2 protein-coding genes are annotated in these 2,922 nt (G+C 68.2%); both read right to left on the bottom strand.

Annotation, left to right across the window (positions count from 1 at the left end):
• Positions 1 to 292 precede the first annotated feature (292 nt).
• Positions 293 to 2,008 carry a transposase gene (locus tag VML93_RS38040; protein WP_325618982.1) on the bottom strand — a complete coding sequence of 572 codons (1,716 nt, stop codon included), beginning with the start codon at positions 2,006 to 2,008 and terminating at the stop codon, positions 293 to 295.
• 365 nt (positions 2,009 to 2,373) lie between these two features.
• On the bottom strand, positions 2,374 to 2,922 hold a 549-nt coding region (locus tag VML93_RS38035), incomplete at its 5' end, for a patatin-like phospholipase family protein (protein ID WP_325618979.1).

Here is a 2,922-nt window from a genome sequence, read left to right as displayed (position 1 = left end):
GGCCGACATTGGCCGACAAGATCATGTTCGACAGTATGCGTGCGGCGCTGACCCGAGTTGACCCAATATCCGACTGAAGAATTAGTCCGGGATGGGGCGCCGATGAGGGTGAAGGCGCGGCGTTGATCGTCTGTGGACATGGCGGGCAACGTCTATGTCAGCGACAACGTCCACAACCCAGGTGCTAAAGCACACTCCCGGATGATGAATCCACCGAAGACCCAACGACACCCCCGCGAGTAGTGTTAACGCCGATTTTCACTCAGCGAATTGACCCACATTTTGTGCCTGCTCAGGCGAACTCGTAGCGCACGGTGCGGCCGCCGAGCCAGGGGACGGTGATCGCGGGCAGGTTGGCTTGGCGCAGTACGGGTGAGTAGGTGCGCCGGTCGAGGCGGACCGCGATCTGGTTGCCGTGGTTGAGGATGTGCCCGCCGGTGGACAGGAACCGGCGTTGCAGGGTGTCGGGGGTGGCGGTTGCGTAGCCGGGGATGCGGCGGCGCAGGGCGGCGCAGAGGGTGTGGGCAAGGACGGTGAGCACGACGTCGAGGTCGATGTTGAGGGGGACGGCTCCGGTGAGGGAGTCCAGGTGGAAGGAGCGGATCGCTTCGGCGAGGCGTTGTTCGATGTTCATTCTGCGGGAGTAGGTCTCGATGACCTGTTTGGCGGGCATCGAGTGCTGGTTGGTGATCAGGATGGTGGGTTCGTCGTGGCCCAGGCCGGCGACGGCGAGTTGGCGCAGCGTGCCGGGGTAGGTCGAGAGTTTCGCGGCGGGGTCCTCGATCGTCTGGACGCGGCGGGTTCGGCCGCCGGCGCGGGCCACGGTCAGCTTCGTCCAGGCGCTGGTGGGCAGCGCGCGCAGGTGGGCGGTGAGTTTGGGGGTGCGGGCGCGCAGGGTGATGAAGCCGATGCCGCGTTGGGTCAGTTCGCCGAGCTGGGTTTGGGTGGTGACCTTGGAGTCCATGACGAGCAGGGCGGGGTGGGCGCCGGTGACGGTTTTCCAGTGCTCGGCGAAGTCGAGGACCTCGTTGTTCTGGGTGGCTTTGGCGAGGTCGGCGTTGGCGTAGAGCAGGGCGTGGGAGTCGGCGTCTTCGGCGAAGAAGGTCAACACGCTGCGGGTGCGTTGCGAGCGTGCGGGCACGTAGTGCTTTTCCAGCGCGGCGTCCTCACCCCAGTGCATGACGGCATGGAAGTCCAGGTTCAGCACCTCGCCGGTGGCCAGGCCCGCGGCCACCGACGCCTTGTCCAGCGCGGTCAGGAACTTCTTCTGCTTGGCGTGTTGCAGGCGGTAGGAGTAGGTGGTCAGCGCGGTCGTCTTGGGCAGGGCGGTGAGCCCGGCGAACAGCGCGGCGCCGGGGTCGGCGGCCAGATCGTGCACGTGGGAGACGCGGCGGGTGCCGGTCAGCTTCACCGCCAGCAGACCGAGCAGGTAGTTGATCGCGGGGATGTCGCGGGTGCCGGGGTAGCCGGCGGCGGTGACCAGTGCGGGCAAGTCCAGGGCGAGCAGGTCGGGCAGCGCCAGCAGCAGCCCGGCCATCCGGGTGGGCGCGTCGGCGGGCAGCGCCGCGTAGTCGTCGGCGGCCAGTGCGCGGGCCCGGGGCAGGTCTTCGCGCCGGGGGCCGCCGCGGGCGGCTTCGGGCCGGCGCCAGATCCGGGGCAGGCCGGCCTCGGTGATGACCTCGCTGATCCCGGTGCGGTTCAGCCCGATGCCCTCGGCGGCCAGCGCGGCGGCGATCTCATCGATGGAGTACCCCTGTGCGCGCAGGGCGATGATCCGGGTGCGGGCGGCGTCTTTGCCGGGTGCGGTCTTGGGGCCGGGACGGGCATCGAGGAAGAAGTTCTTCGCCCCGGCGCGGAAGTCGGCCACCGCCGAGTGCAGCCCGGCGGTGGTGTAGCCGAACCGCTCGGCTACCGTCGCGGCGGGTTCGCCGTCGAGCAGATAGGCCCGCAACGCCTCGTAGCGGGTCTGCGGGCCCACAGCGGGGACGGCGAAGAACTCGCCGCCCATCCGGGCTGCTTGCGGGGTATTCGCTGACTGGTCGATACTGACAGTCAACCGTGTTCGGTCACGGCGATCAACGACCTGCGAGCGCGTGTCGCCTGACTCGGCGGCTGATCACACCAGAACCCTTGAAATAACACCAATGTAGTTCCAGTTGCCCTCGGTTGTCCTTCACGGCCTTCAACCGGATAGGTTCAGTGCCAGCCGGGAATCCGCCTACCAGTCAGCGAGATGCCTTCACCATCTCGCGCCGTGATCACATCGCCGCGCACCGAATCGCCTGCAACACAACCCACCCCATCCTCGCGACGCCATGAGCACGGTCCGCGCGAACCCAAGATCAGGCAATCACCGCCCCGCGAAAATCGGCGTTAGCGGGCGGCGTCGAGGAAGGCCGTGACCTTCGCGGCGTCATGCCAGCCCTGCTCGCGACCTGCGACCGCGGACGGTCCGCGACAGGCGGGGTCGAGCGGGTTGCGACCGAATGCGGCGACCGAAGCCTCGTCGGCGAAGACCCCCAACGTGCGGCCCGGATGTTCGGCCAGCTCATCGGCCAGGCTCCGGCCGAACGGCGAGAATCCCGGCTCGGGCGTCGGCGACAGCATCACCACTGCGTCGGTGTGACTCACCGCGTCCACGTTCGCGATGCTGCCCACGCCACCGTCCATAAACCGCCGCGTCCCGATCGTCACCGGCGGCCACACCACAGGCACCGCGCAGCTGGCGGCAACGGCGTCGACTAGCGACACGCCACTATCCCGGTCGAATAACACCCGCGCGCCTGTTTCGACGTCGATCGCGGTGACCTCGAGGCGCCGCTCGGGCCACTGGTGCGACGGCAGCCGCTGCGCGATCACCGACCGGCGCACTTCTTCGGAAACGGTGGGCGCCGACACCGCATGCTCGCCAATCCACCGCAG

The organism is Mycobacterium sp. (assembly GCF_035499775.1).
Lineage (GTDB): Bacteria > Actinomycetota > Actinomycetes > Mycobacteriales > Mycobacteriaceae > Mycobacterium.
Note: the sequence above shows the minus strand (reverse complement) of the source record. Positions and strands in the feature narration are given on the sequence as shown.